The following is an 11942-nucleotide window of genomic DNA, read 5'->3' as shown; positions in this document are numbered from 1 at the left end:
TTTAAATGAAGGGTTGAAAGTTGTATGACATCAAATAATGAACGAGAAGATATTTCTCAATCTTTAAAAGTATTTATTGCATTATCTCGTGTACATCGTTCTGTTATGGATACGACAAATAAGTCTATACAAAGTAACGGTTTAAATCCAACTGAGTTTGCTGTATTAGAACTGCTATATCATAAAGGCGGTCAACCACTTCAGCAAATTGGTGAGCGTATTTTAATAGCTAGTGGCAGCATTACATATGTTGTAGATAAGTTAGAGAAAAAGGGACTAGTAAAGAGAATTCCATGCCCGAATGACCGACGTGTTATTTATGCACAATTAACTGAATCTGGAGAGAACTTTATTTCTTCTATTTTTCCAGGGCATGAGCAAGTTATTCATCAGTCTTTTGAAATGTTAACGAAAGAGGAAAAGGACGAATTACTGGATTTATTAAAAAAGATTGGAAAGTATGAAAAGTAATAATATGTTCCAAAGGAGCTTTGGATAAAGAAATCCAAAGCTTTTTTGTTTACATGTAATGATGGCAGTATATGCCGTATTTTGTTGAAGAATAAGAGGAGATTTGGAAGTAAGTATTGAATTATAGTAAAAGGATGCATTTAATGGAGAGGAGGCTCGTTCATGTCATTTAAAGACTATGAATATAAAAGGCCAAATATTGAAGAATTAAAAGAGAAGTTTACAGCTGCTTTAGAGAGGTTTGATAACGCAAAAACTGTAGAGGAACAAAAACAAGTCATTCATTCAATTAACGAAATTCGTAACGATTTTGGTACAATGGGGAATCTTTGTTACATTCGTCATTCTGTTGATACAACAGATGCTTTTTATAAGAAAGAGCAAGATTTCTTTGATGAATTCTCTCCAGTTGTACAAGGATATGGTACAAAATATTATAATGCGTTAATTCATTCTCCATTCCGTGAAGAATTAGAAGCGTATTATGGGAAGCAATTATTTGCTCTTGCGGAGTGTGATTTAAAAACATATTCTGATGAAGTCGTGAAGGATTTACAATTAGAGAATAAATTGTCTTCACAATATACACAATTATTAGCATCTGCAAAAATTGATTTTGCAGGAGAAGAAAGAACTTTATCACAGCTTATTCCATTTATGCAAGGGAAAGAGAGAAGTGAACGTAAAGCAGCAAGTGAGGCGTATTACGGATTTTTAGCTGAGAATGAAGAAGAGTTAGATCGTATTTATGACGAGCTTGTTAAAGTGAGAACGAAAATCGCCAAATCTTTAGGTTTCAAAAACTTTGTTGAACTTGGATATGCAAGAATGTACCGTACAGATTATAATGCGGAAATGGTAGCAAATTATCGTCAGCAAGTGCTAGATTATATCGTTCCCGTTACAACGGAATTAAGAAAACGTCAACAAGCACGTATCGGTGTAGAGAAGTTAGCATATTACGACGAAAACTTTGAATTCCCTACAGGTAACCCAACTCCAAAAGGAGATGCGGATTGGATTGTTAATCATGGAAAAACGATGTATAAAGAGTTATCGGCTGAAACAGATGAATTTTTCAATTTCATGTTAGATAATGATTTATTAGATTTAGTTGCGAAAAAAGGAAAAGCTGGCGGTGGATATTGTACATATATTGAGAATTATAAAGCGCCGTTTATCTTCTCGAATTTTAACGGAACGTCTGGTGATATTGACGTATTAACACATGAAGCAGGCCATGCTTTCCAAGTATACGAAAGTCGTAAATTTGAAATTCCAGAATATAATTGGCCAACATATGAAGCGTGTGAAATTCACTCTATGAGTATGGAATTCTTCACATGGCCATGGATGAAGTTATTCTTTGAAGAAGATGCAGATAAATATTACTTCTCTCACTTAAGTTCAGCACTTCTGTTTTTACCGTATGGTGTATCTGTTGATGAATATCAACATTATGTATATGAAAACCCTGAAGCATCACCAGAAGATCGTAAGACAGCATGGCGTAATATAGAGAAAAAGTATTTACCGCATCGTGATTATGAAGATAATGATTATTTAGAGCGCGGTGGATTCTGGCAACGTCAAGGACATATTTATAGCTCGCCGTTCTACTATATTGACTACACGTTAGCACAAATTTGTGCACTGCAATTTTGGAAACGTGCAAGAGATAATAGACAAGAGGCGTGGGAAGATTATGTGAATCTGTGCCAACAAGGTGGAAGTAAATCATTCTTGGAATTGGTAGAGGTTGCCAATTTAACATCGCCATTTGCTGAAGGCTGTGTGAAAAGTGTTATTACAGAAATCGAAGCATGGCTACAAGCAATTGACGACACAAAATTGTAAAAAACATGCGCTTTTTTTCACATGTTTAACATCGACATAATGAGAAAATGATGAGATAATAAAAGAAAATTCAGAATACTAAAGAGGTGTTTCTAATAAGGAGCGCCTCTTTTCACCAACAAAAGGGGGGAAAGAAGTATGCTTCAATCTAATATGGATGTGAGTTTAGAAAGTTTAGTGAACTCATTACAGTCTACCCGAAGCACGCTATTGTCAGAAATTGAAATGTTAAATGATACAGAAGTGAATGTAAAGCCACGTCGTGATAAATGGAGTATTATTCAAATTTTGCATCACTTGCATTTAGTTGAACAATCTGTCACGTCTGCCCTTGTATATGCCTTACAAAAAAATGAAAGAAACACGACTCCATTTAAAGACCTCCAACTTACGCTGGATCGCACACATAAACGAGAAGCTCCTCAGCAAATGAAACCAACAGAAACGCTAATGAAAAAACAGCAAGGAATCCAATTACTAGAACATTCACGACAAGAACTATTACATGCGCTTCATAGCGTTATAGATGAAAAAGACCTATTTGAAAATGGGTTAAAGCATCCTGTTTTTAATGATCTGAATTTATATCAGTGGGTTCAATTTCTTGATTTGCATGAACAAAGACATCTTACGCAGTTAAAAGAAGCGAAACACGCAATTTTACAGCGATAATTAGGAAGAAGTGGGAGACCACTTCTTTTTCATATGTGCATAGTTTTTCTTCTTATTTTGGAATACTACAGAGAGAAAGAAAAGAAGGAGTTGAAAAGTATGTCCAATAAAAAGAAAGAAGAAGAGCGCGCTTGGAAAGCACGTAAAGAAAATCAAAAACCACATGGAAAAGTGAAAGCTTTTGCTGAATTAGTTGAAGGAACAGAAAAAACGTGATGAGTATTTCATCACGTTTTTTGTATGAGTGGAAAAGTTAATAAGAAAGTTGTACCTGTACCTTTTTCACTTATAATATCAATTTTTCCGTTCATAGCTTGCACAACACTGAATACGACCATCATTCCAAGACCAGTACCTTTTTCTTTTGTTGAATAGAAAGGGGATCCAAGACGTTTTACTTGTTCTTGATCCATACCAACTCCTGTATCTTTTATATATAATTGAATATGCTTATGATCAGGAACTAATGTGAAATAAAGATCACCGCCTTTTGGCATGGCCTCAATGCAGTTTTTTAAAATATTTAACAAACATTGATTTAGTTTTTGTTTTTCTCCCGCGATAAAAAAAGAAGTACTTTGCTTTATATAATGTGTACGCACATTTGTTAAATTAGCAAGCGGTGTAATTAACGATAATGCATGCAGTAGTTCTTCTTCTAACTGTAATATTTGTTCTTTTTCAATACTTGGTTTTGCAAAGGTTAAATAATCTGTAAGAACGTGATTTGCTTGTTCGATTCCGTTGATGGCTATGTCAATATATAATTTTCGCTCTTGCTCAGTGCATGTACCTGACTGCAAAAGTTGTAAAAATCCTTTTGTTGAAGTTAACGGATTGCGAATCTCATGAGAGATGGATGCTGCCATTTCGCCAATTAAATGAAATTTTTCAGCATTCATAAGTTCGTTTTGGAGACGAACTTGAGTTTGTAATATGTGTAGTAAATATAAAATAAGAATCGTACCAAGTATCGTACATAACTCATACACAATAATATGTGGTATATAATCAGCCTTATTTGTAACCTTTGAAAGGAAGAAAGGTATCCAACTCAATCCGTATGTGAGACTGTATATAATAGCGAGTATTATTTTTATACGATTAGAAGTTCGATTGAAAAATTTATATGTAAATAGTAGAACAATAAATAGAAGGATAGAACCGATAAGCGATGGGAAAACACCTATTCCTCCTAATAAGAAGCGATATATATTTAATACAACTAATATTGATCCACCAGCAATAGGACCTCCGGTTAATGTACCGACAACTAATACGATATGACGCATATCAAATTGAAATCCATAATTTGTTTTTGCTGCGAAAGTGATACATAGTATAGTAACGAGGCAGCATAATACAATAAATATAGCTGAATTTAATTTAGGAGAGCGTTTCCCTTTTTGATTCCAAAATAAATGGTATACGAGCATTGTAACAAGGATGAATAATATATTTAGAAAGAGATAAATAATAAAGGATTTCAGTGGGATGCCTCCTCTCTTCTTATAGTAAATTAATCATACTATAAAATGAAAGAAATGAAATGAGAAATAGCGGAAAAATCAGAAATTTTTTCTGGTAGTATACAATATGTTACAATAAGCTTTGTCAATGAAAGAAGGAATTCCGTGCAATGCACGGGAGAGGTTCGCGAACTCCCTCTATAAAAAACTATGGAAACAACAATATCTTTAGGTATTGTTTTGTTTTTTTATTGTGACAGTTCAAGAACGTTCTTTCTTCTTATTCGTAGTAGAGAAGGAGAATGAGTGAAATGAAAAAAGAAAAGGCAGTTGTTGTTTTTAGTGGAGGACAAGATAGTACGACATGTTTATTTTGGGCAATGGAGCAGTTTGCAGAAGTAGAGGCTGTAACGTTTAATTACAATCAACGTCATAAGTTAGAAATTGATTGTGCAGCGGAAATTGCAAAAGAGCTAGGAATTAAACATACAGTACTAGATATGAGTCTATTAAATCAACTTGCTCCAAATGCGTTAACGAGAACGGATATGGAGATTACACATGAAGAAGGGGAATTACCATCGACGTTTGTAGATGGACGAAATTTACTATTCTTATCATTTGCTGCTGTATTAGCAAAACAAGTTGGAGCACGTCATATTGTAACGGGTGTATGTGAAACTGATTTTAGTGGTTATCCAGATTGCCGTGACGTGTTTGTGAAATCGTTAAACGTTACTTTAAATTTATCCATGGATTATCCGTTTGTGATTCATACACCACTTATGTGGATTGATAAAGCGGAAACATGGAAATTATCAGATGAACTTGGAGCATTCGAGTTTGTTCGAGAAAAAACATTAACATGTTATAACGGAATCATTGGTGATGGTTGCGGTGAATGTCCAGCATGTCAACTTCGTAAAGCAGGATTAGATACGTACCTACAAGAACGCGAAGGAGCGAGTAACTAATGGATAATTTCTTTGGATTTCGCATCGTAGAAAATTTGCAAAAAATGGACAAGGATATTCAGCGTAAACAGCTCAAATATCATAATAAACGAGTAATGGTCAGCAAGGAATTTACATTTGATGCAGCACACCATTTACACTGTTATGAAGGGAAATGTAAAAACTTACATGGTCACACATATAAAGTTGTATTTGGGATTAGTGGATATGTAAATGAAATCGGTCTTGCAATTGACTTTGGAGATATAAAAGAAATTTGGAAGAATGAAATAGAAATTTATTTAGATCATCGTTATTTAAACGAAACGTTACCAGCGATGAATACAACTGCTGAAAATATGGTCGTTTGGATTTATGAAAAGATGGCAGAAGCGTTAACAAAAGATAATCGTGTGAATGAATATAAAGGAGCTCGTGTTGAATTTGTTCGTCTATTTGAGACTCCGACTAGTTATGCAGAAGTAAGACGGGAGTGGATGCTCGATGAGTAAAATCCCTGTCTTAGAAATATTTGGTCCGACTATTCAAGGTGAAGGAATGGTTGTAGGACAAAAGACGATGTTTATCCGTACAGCTGGCTGTGATTATAGCTGCGCTTGGTGTGATTCTGCTTTTACGTGGGATGGATCTGCTAAAGATCAAATTAGACAGATGACAGCAGAAGACGTTTGGAATGAGCTTGTAGAAATTGGCGGCGAAAATTTTTCTCATGTTACGATTTCAGGTGGAAATCCGGTATTGTTGAAAAATATTGAGTTTCTTCTTTCTATATTAAAAGAGAATGGAATGCGAACGGCAATCGAAACGCAAGGGAGCAAATGGCAAGATTGGTTACTTGAAATTGATGAAATAACGATTTCTCCGAAGCCGCCAAGCTCGACGATGAATACTGATTTTCAGAAGTTAGATGATGTAATTCAGAAGCTAGCAGGAAAAGATATTAGCTTAAAGGTAGTAGTATTTGACGATTATGATTTTGAGTATGCAGTTAAGATGCACGAACGTTATCCAGATGTACCATTTTTCTTACAAGTAGGAAATGATGATACAAAAACTGTGGATGATGCGATGTTGATTAAAAAGCTATTAGATAAGTATGAGTGGCTTATTGAAAAAGCGGTTAACTGCAAAGAAATGAATAATGCAAAAGTATTGCCGCAGCTTCATGCGTTAGTATGGGGAAATAAACGCGGAGTATAATGAGAAGGGATGTTTAAAATGGCAGGAAGATTAGATGAAGATTTAAAAGATGTAACATTATTAGGAAATCAAAATACAAAATATTTATTTGAATATAGCCCAGAAATTTTAGAGGTTTTTGATAATAATCATCCAAACCGTGATTATTTTGTAAAATTCAATTGTCCTGAATTTACAAGCTTATGTCCGAAAACAGGCCAACCAGATTTTGCGACAATTTATATTAGCTACATTCCAGAACAAAGAATGGTAGAGAGTAAATCTTTAAAACTATATTTATTTAGTTTCCGCAATCATGGTGACTTCCACGAAGATTGTATGAACGTTATTATGAATGACTTAATTAAATTAATGGATCCACGTTACATCGAGGTATGGGGTAAATTCACACCACGTGGAGGGATTTCAATTGATCCTTACTGTAACTACGGTCGCCCAGGAACGAAGTATGAACAAATGGCTGACTACCGCATGATGAACCATGATTTATATCCAGAAACAATTGATAATCGTTAATATATAATAGAAAGAAAGGATCTGTATGTTATACAGATCCTTTCTTTCTATTATATTATGCATTTTGATTAATGACAGTATAGTTTTTATGACTAACAACTGTAAGAGGTTCCATATCTAGTTCTCTAAAATTCTCCATAATTGTTATATCTACAATAACAGAGTTTTGATTTACTTTTTGAACACGGCCTTGCATTCCACCTTTAAATTCAATGATATCTCCAGTTTCTGCGATCTGCATAAGCAACTCTCCTTGTTACAGTTTTTCCAAAAAAGAATAATTTGGGATTTTTTATTTTCCTTTATTTTGAACTATGTTTCCTGTTTTGTAAATGTTTTCAAAGTAAAAATTCGAAAAATATTCACTTTTTGTAAGAAAATATGTAGAAAAGCCATGTTTTTTGAGAAAAAAAAGGAGAAATGAAAAAATCTTTATATAGAGTTATAATAAAGAAATACAATAACCTATTAAAGTGGGAGAAATTAGAGGCGGTAAAATGATGTTTGAATTTGTGGGGAGTGTTATAGCATTAATTTTATTTGTATTTTCTTATATACATTTAAAAAAGATTCGTCATCATGAAACGACTACATATTTTGATGGGATGGATGGTATACATGCTGGGGTCACACATGAGAGTGGCGGGGATATGTAAAGGTGTATAACTTTCTTTTTTTGCGTGGTATGATATGTAAAAATAGTACATAATAGAGTTCGTAAGTGATGAATGGAGAGTGGAAAGAATGAAGATTTCTTTTATTCGTCATGGTCGCTTAGATCGTACTATAGAACCAATGACGGTTACATCCTTTCATGAATGGATGAAAGGATATGACTTACATACTATAACAAAAAAAGTACCAATACCTACGGAAACAAGGGAAGCGGTTGAAGCGGCAAAATTGATTGTAACGAGTGATCAAAAGTGCGCTGTACAGTCAGCAGCTGAATTAATGGATTCTTTATCGTTTATACAAAATTCTCTCTTTAGAGAAGCTACAGTTCCGACGAGCTTTTATGCTCCAAAATGGTTGAAGTGTAAACCTAACGTATGGATGTTTATCGGACGAACATTATGGATACTTGGTTACCATAAAGATGTTGAGTCTTATAAGGAAGCAAGAGAAAGGGCAAAGCAGGCGGCTTACGTATTACACCGTTACGCTCTCGTACATGGAAGTATTGCTCTTGTAGGTCATAATTATATGAATGGAATGATTGGTGCCGAACTGAGAGCGATGGGATGGTCTGGTTCTCCTATCTTGCACAGAGAGCCATGGGGATGTACAACATATACGTTTCATGAGGCGATGAATGGAAATGTATTAAATACGAATTTAACATAAAAGCACACGATTTATATAAATCGTGTGCTTTTTTTAAGATATAGAAATTTTGATGTGTAATGGTTTTACGAGATGTGCATAAGGTTCGCCTACAAGCATAACGATTTGATCTTTTTTATAACCTAGTTTTTCGTATAGTGAATAGGCACGTTTGTTTTCTAAATTAACAAGTAATGCGATTTTTTCATACTCCTTTTCAGTTGCATGTATTTCAGCAGCTTCAATTAATTTAGAACCAATTCCTTTTCCGCCATATACACTTGAAACGGATAAAGTATCAATGTAATATTCATCAAGCTCGGCTTCTTTTTCTAACGTAATCGATTCATCTTTATGTAATTCTCTTAAGTGATGTACGATTGGTGCATCAAGCATTGTTGCTTCACTACCGTGATAAGCGACAATAACTCCAACTGCATCCCCGTCTTGTTCATATACAAAACAGTTTTCATAGCTCAGTCGATTTTTCTCTTTTGAGAACCATGTTTCAAGTCCTAGTAATACTTCTGTCTCAACTGTGCTACCTGTGATTTTTTCAGCAATTTCGTGCAGAGCGTTATACAATAAAGGTGCTACCAGTTTCGCATCTGTCTTTTTTGCTTTCCGAATCATAGTATCCCTCCTAGTTCTATTCATATATTGTAGCATAGCGGTGTGAAACTTTGCATAATTGAATGTCGAAATGTTTGATATAGAGAAGTAGCTATGTTAATATATGATATTTAGTGGACATATAATTAAGAGATATCTTTTGAAAAATAATGAAAATGAAATGAAGGTATAGCATCTGGATAATTTTACAGTTGTTGACCTATAGAATATAAGTTAAAATAAAATATTGCATAGAGGTGAAATACATGGATAAAGAATTAGCAAATACAATTTTGGATCAGCTGAAAAATGGTGAAATAAAGGAGTATGTTGTTACGAAAGATGTATTTTATACGTTCAGAGAAGTTTTAGTAAATCGAGAAGACTTTAAACATTTCATTGGTAACGCACAGCGCGGCGGACAAGTCATTTATACATACTCAGAAACGCCACGTTCGTAACTAGAAGAATATAGGGAGGAGACTTATGGGCGATTTTAAACAAGGCATATTACCGCATTGGGATTATATGTGGAAAGATAGAGCCGGCAACCGATTTATGGGAATGGTCATGTATCCAGAGAAAAGAAAGTGTTCGACAAAAATGCTTCAGAAAATAAAAAGAGCATATGAAGAGGCTGTAGAAATTAAAGTAACTGTACAAGTTCAACATACATGTCAGTACGTTGAAGGAATGATTGTGTACTTTGATGAAGAAGCTCCTGTATGTACAATGATTGATAAAGATGAAAATCCACATCATATATTTGTAAAAGATATTTTGCGTATTGAGCACTCTGCATAATCTTTTCATAAATAAGTTGAATTTCCATAATAATAATCTTTTTCTATAATAGTTATCTTTTAGTATGTAACGCGAATCGAAAGTATATGTATAATATTTAATAAAGTAAAGTTGATAAATGTAATCGTTTTTTAGAACAGATTATCGTTTCATATCTGTTCTTTTTTGCGTGATGCTGGAGAAATATATTCCTCCAGCATTTGCCGTTTTATGACAAAATATATTGTTAACTTTTTTAAAAATAAGGTTAAATTCGTTGACAACTTTTTTGAAAAGCACTTTATTGACATGAGTTTTAGAATGTTGTTTCATAGTCATTGTATTGAAAAAAATCGACGGTCTTGTCGAAAAGTAAAAGTTAAAAAAAGAAAGAATTTATACATATATCTTGTGTCTTATTTTGAAACGTAATACAATATATAGAGAAATCAAGAAACAACATACAGAGAGTATAGATTGAAAAGGGAGGGTCGGAAATGTTAGTTGCATATGATTCTATGACAGGAAACGTGAAGCGTTTCATCCACAAATTAAATATGCCGGCCGTTCAAATTGGTGAAGATCTAGTAATAGATGAAGACTTTATTTTAATTACGTATACAACAGGTTTTGGCAATGTACCAGAACGTGTTTTAGAATTTTTAGAGCGCAATAATGAAAAATTAAAAGGCGTATCTGCAAGCGGCAATCGTAACTGGGGAGACATGTTCGGTGCAAGTGCTGACAAAATTTCTGCTAAATATGAAGTGCCTATTGTATCAAAATTTGAGTTATCAGGAACAAATAACGATGTAGAATATTTTAAGGAAAGGGTGCGGGAGATTGCGACACATTGAACTGAATAATGAAATCACGCAAATGCAGGACGGTTTTTATCAGCTTCATAAAGATAAAGAGGCATTAGAAGTCTTTATGGAAGAAGCTAGAGAGAATACCGTTCATTTTAATAGCGTGGCAGAGCGAATGGAGTATATGAAAGAACATGATTACTATTACAACGTTCTGGACGAGTATAACTTGGAGGAAGTAGAAGAGGTATATAACATCGCTTATGGTGAAAACTTCGAGTTCCAATCTTATATGGCAGCATCTAAGTTCTATAAAGATTATGCGTTAAAAACAAATGATCAAAAACAATACTTAGAAAGCTATGAAGATCGTGTAGCAATTGTGTCATTATACTTAGGACGCGGTGATGTTGCGAAGGCAAAACAATTCGCAAGCATGATTGTCAAACAAAACTACCAACCAGCGACACCAACCTTTTTAAATGCGGGAAGAAGCAGAAGAGGAGAAATGGTGTCTTGTTTCTTGTTAGAGATGGATGATAGCTTAAATTCAATCGGCTTTAACATTAATACTGCAATGCAATTATCAAAAATCGGTGGTGGAGTAGCTTTAAACTTATCTAAGCTACGCGCACGCGGTGAGCAAATTAAAGGTATCGACAACGCTGCAAGTGGTGTAGTACCTGTTATGAAGTTACTTGAAGATTCGTTTTCATATGCGAATCAGCTTGGCCAACGAAAAGGTGCTGGCGCAGTATACTTAAACATTTTCCATTGGGACATTATTGAATTCCTTGATACAAAAAAAATAAATGCCGATGAGAAGAGCCGTATTCAGTCTCTATCAATCGGAATTATCGTTCCAAGTAAGTTCTTTGAGCTTGCTGAGAAAAACGAACCTTTCCATGTTTTTGCGCCTTATACGGTGTATAAAGAATACGGAAAGCATTTAGATGATATTGATATCGATGAAATGTACGATGAATTAATGAGCAATCCGAAAGTGAAGAAGAAGCCGCTAGATATTAGTGCACGTGATATGCTTATTAAAATTGCTATGATTCAGCTTGAGTCGGGTTATCCATACTTAATGTTTAAATCAAATGCAAATAATCAACATCCACTGAAGGATATTGGAACTGTGAAGATGTCGAACTTGTGTTAAATATGTAGCACCTTCTAGTAGAAATGCTAGTCGAAAACTCCGTTAAACGGGGAAAGCCTCAAATTTGAGGTAACCTACCGTGCTAAAT

General features: G+C 34.3%; 16 protein-coding genes, 1 pseudogene and 1 riboswitch. Of the genes and pseudogenes, 14 read left to right on the top strand and 3 right to left on the bottom strand.

Features of this window, described 5'->3' with window-relative positions:
• Window positions 1-24 precede the first annotated feature (24 nt).
• The 4 genes from ACTFNE_RS16305 to ACTFNE_RS16290 all read left to right on the top strand — a co-directional run bounded on the left by ACTFNE_RS16305 (window position 25) and on the right by ACTFNE_RS16290 (window position 3216).
• Window positions 25-471, top strand: coding sequence for a MarR family winged helix-turn-helix transcriptional regulator (locus ACTFNE_RS16305; RefSeq protein WP_000203341.1), 447 nt, complete (start codon window positions 25-27; stop codon window positions 469-471).
• A 162-nt stretch (window positions 472-633) separates the two neighbouring features.
• Window positions 634-2328, top strand: coding sequence for a M3 family oligoendopeptidase (locus ACTFNE_RS16300; RefSeq protein ID WP_000008562.1), 1695 nt, complete (start codon window positions 634-636; stop codon window positions 2326-2328).
• A 138-nt stretch (window positions 2329-2466) separates the two neighbouring features.
• Window positions 2467-3000 (top strand): DinB family protein, encoded by a 534-nt coding sequence (locus tag ACTFNE_RS16295; RefSeq protein WP_000941973.1) that lies wholly within the window; start codon window positions 2467-2469, stop codon window positions 2998-3000.
• 99 nt (window positions 3001-3099) lie between these two features.
• Entirely contained in the window at window positions 3100-3216 is a 117-nt protein-coding gene (locus ACTFNE_RS16290; protein ID WP_000066280.1) for a DUF6254 family protein, read from the top strand.
• Window positions 3217-3227: 11 nt separating this feature from the next.
• Here the strand turns inward: ACTFNE_RS16290 and kinB are convergent, their stop codons facing one another.
• On the bottom strand, window positions 3228-4436 hold the full coding sequence (kinB, locus tag ACTFNE_RS16285) for a sporulation sensor histidine kinase KinB (protein WP_270706058.1): 1209 nt from the start codon (window positions 4434-4436) through the stop codon (window positions 3228-3230).
• A 207-nt stretch (window positions 4437-4643) separates the two neighbouring features.
• A riboswitch (PreQ1 riboswitch) is annotated at window positions 4644-4687 on the top strand.
• Between the two features lie 93 nt (window positions 4688-4780).
• Here kinB and queC point away from each other — a divergent pair.
• Genes queC through queF form a run of 4 tightly spaced genes read left to right on the top strand, consistent with a single transcriptional unit; the run spans window position 4781 to window position 7159 of the window.
• Complete coding sequence (gene queC, locus ACTFNE_RS16280; protein ID WP_000711607.1) at window positions 4781-5443, top strand: 7-cyano-7-deazaguanine synthase QueC; 663 nt, start codon at window positions 4781-4783, stop codon at window positions 5441-5443.
• On the top strand, window positions 5443-5934 hold the full coding sequence (gene queD, locus ACTFNE_RS16275; RefSeq protein ID WP_000368413.1) for a 6-carboxytetrahydropterin synthase QueD: 492 nt from the start codon (window positions 5443-5445) through the stop codon (window positions 5932-5934). The genes queC and queD overlap by 1 nt, the downstream gene beginning before the upstream one ends.
• Window positions 5927-6643 (top strand): 7-carboxy-7-deazaguanine synthase QueE, encoded by a 717-nt coding sequence (gene queE / locus ACTFNE_RS16270; RefSeq protein WP_000036283.1) that lies wholly within the window; start codon window positions 5927-5929, stop codon window positions 6641-6643. Before queD ends, queE begins: the two co-directional genes overlap by 8 nt.
• Before the next feature lie 18 nt (window positions 6644-6661).
• Window positions 6662-7159, top strand: coding sequence for a preQ(1) synthase (gene queF / locus ACTFNE_RS16265; RefSeq protein ID WP_000918895.1), 498 nt, complete (start codon window positions 6662-6664; stop codon window positions 7157-7159).
• A gap of 55 nt (window positions 7160-7214) precedes the next feature.
• Here queF and ACTFNE_RS16260 read toward each other — a convergent pair whose 3' ends face one another.
• Window positions 7215-7400, bottom strand: coding sequence for a YkvS family protein (locus tag ACTFNE_RS16260; protein WP_001165081.1), 186 nt, complete (start codon window positions 7398-7400; stop codon window positions 7215-7217).
• 232 nt (window positions 7401-7632) lie between these two features.
• On the opposite strand from ACTFNE_RS16260, the gene ACTFNE_RS16255 reads away from it, so the two are divergent.
• Together ACTFNE_RS16255 and ACTFNE_RS16250 are read left to right on the top strand one after the other, a co-directional pair.
• Window positions 7633-7815, top strand: a complete 183-nt coding sequence (locus ACTFNE_RS16255) for a hypothetical protein (RefSeq protein WP_001997014.1) — start codon at window positions 7633-7635, stop codon at window positions 7813-7815.
• Between the two features lie 88 nt (window positions 7816-7903).
• Window positions 7904-8506: a histidine phosphatase family protein gene (locus tag ACTFNE_RS16250; RefSeq protein ID WP_270706057.1), complete on the top strand. Its 603-nt coding sequence runs from the start codon at window positions 7904-7906 to the stop codon at window positions 8504-8506.
• Window positions 8507-8539: 33 nt separating this feature from the next.
• Here ACTFNE_RS16250 and ACTFNE_RS16245 read toward each other — a convergent pair whose 3' ends face one another.
• A complete protein-coding gene (locus ACTFNE_RS16245; RefSeq protein WP_270706056.1) occupies window positions 8540-9118 on the bottom strand; it encodes a GNAT family N-acetyltransferase in 579 nt (192 codons plus the stop codon).
• A gap of 245 nt (window positions 9119-9363) precedes the next feature.
• Here ACTFNE_RS16245 and ACTFNE_RS16240 point away from each other — a divergent pair, with 245 nt between their 5' ends.
• From ACTFNE_RS16240 to ACTFNE_RS16225, 4 genes and pseudogenes are all read left to right on the top strand, one after another.
• Entirely contained in the window at window positions 9364-9558 is a 195-nt protein-coding gene (locus ACTFNE_RS16240) for a hypothetical protein (protein WP_000356683.1), read from the top strand.
• A 25-nt stretch (window positions 9559-9583) separates the two neighbouring features.
• The gene (locus tag ACTFNE_RS16235) at window positions 9584-9901 is read left to right on the top strand and encodes a hypothetical protein (RefSeq protein ID WP_000502211.1); all 318 of its coding nucleotides are present in this window, start codon (window positions 9584-9586) and stop codon (window positions 9899-9901) included.
• Window positions 9902-10377: 476 nt separating this feature from the next.
• A complete protein-coding gene (gene nrdI, locus ACTFNE_RS16230; RefSeq protein ID WP_000959450.1) occupies window positions 10378-10737 on the top strand; it encodes a class Ib ribonucleoside-diphosphate reductase assembly flavoprotein NrdI in 360 nt (119 codons plus the stop codon).
• Window positions 10724-11851 (top strand): annotated as a pseudogene (locus tag ACTFNE_RS16225) (ribonucleotide reductase N-terminal alpha domain-containing protein); the annotation flags it as partial. The gene nrdI and the pseudogene ACTFNE_RS16225, both read left to right, overlap by 14 nt.
• Window positions 11852-11942: the final 91 nt, after the last annotated feature.

The organism is Bacillus cereus group sp. MYBKT111-2 (assembly GCF_051915205.1).
GTDB classification, from domain to species: Bacteria; Bacillota; Bacilli; order Bacillales; family Bacillaceae_G; genus Bacillus_A; species Bacillus_A paranthracis.
This window is presented reverse-complemented; position numbering and strand designations above follow the sequence as displayed.

What these genes read in the sequence shown, in the direction of transcription:
- ACTFNE_RS16305 (WP_000203341.1), top strand. Translation starts at nt 25, where the DNA reads ATGACATCAAATAATGAACGAGAAGATATTTCTCAATCTTTAAAAGTA.
- ACTFNE_RS16300 (WP_000008562.1), top strand. Translation starts at nt 634, where the DNA reads ATGTCATTTAAAGACTATGAATATAAAAGGCCAAATATTGAAGAATTA.
- ACTFNE_RS16295 (WP_000941973.1), top strand. Translation starts at nt 2,467, where the DNA reads ATGCTTCAATCTAATATGGATGTGAGTTTAGAAAGTTTAGTGAACTCA.
- ACTFNE_RS16290 (WP_000066280.1), top strand. Translation starts at nt 3,100, where the DNA reads ATGTCCAATAAAAAGAAAGAAGAAGAGCGCGCTTGGAAAGCACGTAAA.
- kinB (WP_270706058.1), bottom strand. Translation starts at nt 4,436, where the DNA reads ATGCTCGTATACCATTTATTTTGGAATCAAAAAGGGAAACGCTCTCCT.
- queC (WP_000711607.1), top strand. Translation starts at nt 4,781, where the DNA reads ATGAAAAAAGAAAAGGCAGTTGTTGTTTTTAGTGGAGGACAAGATAGT.
- queD (WP_000368413.1), top strand. Translation starts at nt 5,443, where the DNA reads ATGGATAATTTCTTTGGATTTCGCATCGTAGAAAATTTGCAAAAAATG.
- queE (WP_000036283.1), top strand. Translation starts at nt 5,927, where the DNA reads ATGAGTAAAATCCCTGTCTTAGAAATATTTGGTCCGACTATTCAAGGT.
- queF (WP_000918895.1), top strand. Translation starts at nt 6,662, where the DNA reads ATGGCAGGAAGATTAGATGAAGATTTAAAAGATGTAACATTATTAGGA.
- ACTFNE_RS16260 (WP_001165081.1), bottom strand. Translation starts at nt 7,400, where the DNA reads ATGCAGATCGCAGAAACTGGAGATATCATTGAATTTAAAGGTGGAATG.
- ACTFNE_RS16250 (WP_270706057.1), top strand. Translation starts at nt 7,904, where the DNA reads ATGAAGATTTCTTTTATTCGTCATGGTCGCTTAGATCGTACTATAGAA.
- ACTFNE_RS16245 (WP_270706056.1), bottom strand. Translation starts at nt 9,118, where the DNA reads ATGATTCGGAAAGCAAAAAAGACAGATGCGAAACTGGTAGCACCTTTA.
- ACTFNE_RS16240 (WP_000356683.1), top strand. Translation starts at nt 9,364, where the DNA reads ATGGATAAAGAATTAGCAAATACAATTTTGGATCAGCTGAAAAATGGT.
- ACTFNE_RS16235 (WP_000502211.1), top strand. Translation starts at nt 9,584, where the DNA reads ATGGGCGATTTTAAACAAGGCATATTACCGCATTGGGATTATATGTGG.
- nrdI (WP_000959450.1), top strand. Translation starts at nt 10,378, where the DNA reads ATGTTAGTTGCATATGATTCTATGACAGGAAACGTGAAGCGTTTCATC.